The 3,001-nt window shown below is 67.3% G+C and carries 2 protein-coding genes; both read left to right on the top strand.

Annotated features, from left to right (window positions below; all coding sequences use genetic code 11):
- Positions 1 to 306 precede the first annotated feature (306 nt).
- The gene (gene ahcY / locus E4099_RS30860; protein ID WP_135342404.1) at positions 307 to 1,761 is read left to right on the top strand and encodes an adenosylhomocysteinase; all 1,455 of its coding nucleotides are present in this window, start codon (positions 307 to 309) and stop codon (positions 1,759 to 1,761) included.
- Positions 1,762 to 1,866: 105 nt separating this feature from the next.
- Positions 1,867 to 2,481, top strand: a complete 615-nt coding sequence (locus E4099_RS30855) for a hypothetical protein (RefSeq protein ID WP_135342403.1) — start codon at positions 1,867 to 1,869, stop codon at positions 2,479 to 2,481.
- Positions 2,482 to 3,001 lie beyond the last annotated feature (520 nt).

The following is a 3,001-nucleotide window of genomic DNA, read 5'->3' as shown; positions in this document are numbered from 1 at the left end:
CACCGCACCCGCGCACTCCCCGATCCCTCCCCGTCCACCCGGCGCTTTCCACCCGGCCGAAGACCGCCGTCGGCTGATCGCGGGCTGGGGGACGCCAGGCCGATCGGTGTAGATTCGTGACCAGAGCCAGACGTCGCTGCTGATGGCGGTCGGGCGCTCCGCTCGCGGACCGTCCGAGGGAGAGAGGGCCTTCGACGGACTGCGCTGTGAGTGGTGGAGGCGCGCGCACCGCCTTTGCGTGTGCCGTTTTCCGCTGCCGCATGCCCAGCCGAGACCACTCTCGCTCGAACCATGGAGGACAACCGCATGACCACCGCCAACGGCCTGGACTTCAAGGTCGCCGACCTGTCCCTGGCCGCCTTCGGCCGCAAGGAGATCACCCTCGCCGAGCACGAGATGCCCGGCCTGATGGCGATCCGCCGCGAGTACGCGGAGGCCCAGCCGCTCGCCGGCGCCCGGATCACCGGTTCGCTGCACATGACCGTCCAGACCGCGGTCCTCATCGAGACCCTGGTCGCGCTCGGCGCCCGAGTGCGCTGGGCCTCCTGCAACATCTTCTCCACCCAGGACCACGCCGCCGCCGCGATCGCGGTCGGCCCGAACGGCACCCCGGACGACCCGCGGGGCGTCCCGGTCTTCGCCTGGAAGGGCGAGACCCTGGAGGAGTACTGGTGGTGCACGGAGCAGGCACTGACCTGGGCGGACGCCCCGACCGGCGGCCCGAACATGATCCTCGACGACGGTGGTGACGCCACCCTCCTCGTCCACAAGGGCGTGGAGTACGAGAAGGCCGGTGCCGCCCCGGCGGTGGAGACCGCGGAGAACGACGAGCACCGCGTCATCCTGGAGCTGCTCAACCGCACGCTCGCCGAGGCCCCGCAGAAGTGGACCCAGCTCGCCTCCGAGATCCGCGGCGTGACCGAGGAGACCACCACCGGCGTCCACCGCCTGTACGAGATGCACCGGGAGGGCACCCTGCTCTTCCCGGCGATCAACGTCAACGACTCCGTCACCAAGTCGAAGTTCGACAACAAGTACGGCTGCCGCCACTCGCTGATCGACGGCATCAACCGGGCCACCGACGTGCTGATCGGCGGAAAGGTCGCGGTCGTCTGCGGCTACGGCGACGTGGGCAAGGGCTGTGCCGAGTCGCTGCGCGGCCAGGGCGCCCGGGTCATCGTCACCGAGATCGACCCGATCTGCGCCCTGCAGGCGGCGATGGACGGCTACCAGGTGGCCACCCTCGACGACGTCGTAGAGACCGCCGACATCTTCGTCACCACCACCGGCAACAAGGACATCATCATGGCCGGCGACATGGCCAGGATGAAGCACCAGGCCATCGTCGGGAACATCGGCCACTTCGACAACGAGATCGACATGGCCGGTCTCGCCGCCATCCCCGGCATCGTCAAGGACGAGGTCAAGCCGCAGGTCCACACCTGGACCTTCCCGGACGGCAAGGCGATCATCCTGCTGTCCGAGGGCCGCCTGCTGAACCTGGGCAACGCCACCGGCCACCCGTCGTTCGTGATGTCCAACTCCTTCGCGAACCAGACCATCGCGCAGATCGAGCTGTTCACCAAGCCCGAGGCCTACCCGACCGACGTCTATGTGCTGCCCAAGCACCTGGACGAGAAGGTGGCCCGCCTGCACCTGGACGCGCTGGGCGCGAAGCTCACCACCCTCACCCCGGAGCAGGCCGCGTACATCGGCGTCCCGGTCGAGGGCCCGTACAAGTCCGAGCACTACCGCTACTGATCCGCGGTGCCGCCGGCCTCGCGGTCAGCGGCACCCGGCAGCCGGTATCAGGCCCCCGCCCCACCAGCGGGGGCCTGTCCCGTCTGTACCGTCGAGGACCCCGCCATGCCCCGAGGCCGCTACTCCCTCCACGATCCGCACGATCACACCCCCCTGGGAGAAGAACACTTCCACTGCGCCGACGGTCCGTCCGGCTGGCGCTACGTTTCCCGGCTCACCACCCCCTCCGGCGATCCCGCCGGCTCCGTCGACCTCACCATCGACCAGCTCGGCCGCCCGCTCCGCCTGGAACTCCACGCCGCGAGCTGGCAGGTCCGCGGCGCCGCCCTGGACGGCGTCACCTGGGTCCGCACCGACCCCACCGGTGAGCACGCCACCGAAGGCAATGTCCGCGCCCATGCCTTCACCGGTGACTCGCCGGCCTTCCTGGTCGCCACCGCACGCCTGCTCCGCCTGGAACCCGGCGCCCCCGCCACCCGGGTACGACTGGTCTCCTTCATCGCCCCGGTACTCGCCCCCCGCACCCTCGACCAGTCCTGGGCCCTGCTCCACAGGACAGCACACACCACTGACAGCGGGCCCCTGATGGTGGACGAATACCAGGTCAGCGCCCTGGACACGGGGGAGCGGCACAGCGTCCACCTCGCTGGCGACGTGGTACTCAGCGCACCCGGCATCGAGCTCGAAGACCTGGACACGCCCCCGTCCACCTTCGCCTGATGTGCGCGAAGCGCCGCTGACCTGCTAGTCTCCTCTTCGCCCCAAGAGACCTGTTGACACAGGTCCCGTGGGGAGGTAGATTCAAACGGTTGCCGGGAAGGTGGACATACCCACCCGCAACTGCTAGCGTCTACAGCGCTACCTCCGGAGGATCGTTCACGAGATCCAGAGAGGCACCTTCGAAATCATTGGGAAAGCGAAGCCGATTAGATCGGCAGAAGCGATTCTGATAAAGTCGAAACACGCCGAAAGGCAAAGGCCCTCCAACGGCCACCGGAAATGAAATTTCGGACCGACCGCGACTTTCGAGAAGCGGAAAGAACGAAAATCGGATCTGGTAAGGTTGGAAACACCGAAGGGAAGCGCCCGGAGGAAAGCCCGAGAGGGTGAGTACGAAGGAAGCGTCCGTTCCTTGAGAACTCAACAGCGTGCCAAAAGTCAACGCCAGATTAGTTGATACCCCGTCTCCGGGCCTGATGGTCTGGGACGAGGTTCCTTTGAAGAAAAAACACAGCGAGGA

The sequence above is a fragment of the Streptomyces palmae genome (assembly GCF_004684805.1).
In the GTDB taxonomy this organism is placed as follows: Bacteria; Actinomycetota; Actinomycetes; order Streptomycetales; family Streptomycetaceae; genus Streptomyces; species Streptomyces palmae.
Note: the sequence above shows the minus strand (reverse complement) of the source record. Positions and strands in the feature narration are given on the sequence as shown.

Bases quoted from the DNA above. Each gene is read 5' to 3' on its own strand.
- ahcY (WP_135342404.1), top strand. From the start codon at position 307: ATGACCACCGCCAACGGCCTGGACTTCAAGGTCGCCGACCTGTCCCTG.
- E4099_RS30855 (WP_135342403.1), top strand. From the start codon at position 1,867: ATGCCCCGAGGCCGCTACTCCCTCCACGATCCGCACGATCACACCCCC.